This is a genomic window from Xanthobacter sp. BG11Y11_SDJG, assembly GCF_057364445.1.
Genome location: NZ_JBNFNU010000638.1, coordinates 1 through 1511 on the forward strand (window position 1 = coordinate 1; position 1511 = coordinate 1511).

General features: G+C 73.2%; 1 protein-coding gene and 1 pseudogene. Both read left to right on the forward strand.

Annotation, left to right across the window (positions count from 1 at the left end):
* A partial coding sequence (locus tag AC2W7M_RS25250; protein ID WP_486135835.1) for a hypothetical protein occupies positions 1–305 on the forward strand: 305 nt, incomplete at its 5' end.
* Positions 298–1511 (forward strand): annotated as a pseudogene (locus AC2W7M_RS25255) (glutamate--tRNA ligase); the annotation flags it as partial. The gene AC2W7M_RS25250 and the pseudogene AC2W7M_RS25255, both read left to right, overlap by 8 nt.

The window sequence follows — 1511 nt, forward strand, 5'->3', positions numbered from 1 at the left end:
AGCAGCAGCAGATCCAGCAGCAGCAGATGCAACAGCGTCAGCAGCAGCAGATCCAGCAGAGGCAGCAACAGCACGCCAGCAGCAGCAGATCCAGCAGCGCCAACAGCCGCAGCAGCAGAACCAGCAGCGCCAGCAGCGTCCGGCCTGCCAGGGTCCGAACTGCCCGCCGCAGCGGCCCTGAGGCGGGCACCATCCTCTCCGGCGGACGGGAGCTTCCCGCCGGCCGACCGGCCCCGGTCGCTTCTGCCGCGCGGCCGGCCATCGACGAACGGCGCGCGCCGGGCTATGGCGGGCGCCATGCCTGACGTTTCTCTGCCTGACGCTTCCCCGCCTGTCGCATCGCCGCCGGTCCTGCGCTTCGCGCCGTCCCCCACCGGCCTCCTTCATGTGGGCAATGCCCGCACCGCGCTCATCAACGCGCTGATCGCGCGCCGCCAGGGCGGCACCTTCATCCTGCGCCTCGACGACACCGATGCCGCGCGCTCGCGCGCCGCGTTCGCCGACGCCATCGCCGCCGACCTCGACTGGCTGGGCATCCCTCCCGACATCCGCGTGCGCCAGTCCGACCGCCTGGCGCTCTATGCGGAAGCGGCCGAGCGGCTGAAGGCTGCCGGGCGGCTCTATCCTTGCTACGAGACCGAGGAGGAGCTGGACCTCAAGCGCAAGCTCCAGCGCGCCCGCGGCCTGCCGCCGGTCTATGACCGGGCCGCCCTGCGCCTCACGGAGGCCGAGCGCGCCCGCTTCGCCGCCGAGGGCCGCGCGCCGCATTGGCGGTTCCTGCTCGCCCACCGCGATGTCGCCTGGGACGACGGCGTGCGCGGGCCGCAGCAGGTGGACACGGCGAGCCTTTCCGATCCGGTGCTGGTGCGCGCCGACGGCTCCTTCCTCTACACGCTACCCTCGGTGGTGGACGACATCGCGCTCGGCGTCACGCAGGTGGTGCGCGGCGAGGATCACGTCACCAACACCGCGGTGCAGATCGAGATCATCGAGGCGCTGGGCGGCCGGCGCCTGTGTTCGCGCACCACAATCTTCTCACCTTGCCGAGCGGGGAGGGGCTCTCCAAGCGCCTCGGCCATCTCTCGCTGTCGGCGCTGCGCGCGACGGCATCGAGCCGCTCGCGCTGGCGGCGGCCGCGGTCCTGGTGGGCACCGCGCATGCGGTCCAGCCGGTGGCGAGCCTGGACGACCTGGCGGCGATGGTGGACCTCGCTTCCATCTCCCGCGCCCCGGCGCGGTTCGATCCGCAGGACCTGGCGGGCCTCAGCGCCCGCACGCTGCACCTGATGCCGTTCGCGGCGGCGCGCCGCGTCTCCTGGCCGAGGGAATCGACGCCGGCGCGCCGTTCTGGCTGGCTGGTGCGCGGTAATCTTTCGCGGTTCGAGGACGCCGCGCACTGGTGGCGCGTGTGCCGGCAGAAGCTCGCGACCGCTGCCGCGCCGGAGGATGCGGAGTTCCTTGCGGCCGCCGCGGCGCTGCTGCCGCCCGAGCCGTGGGGGCGACGCCACCTAC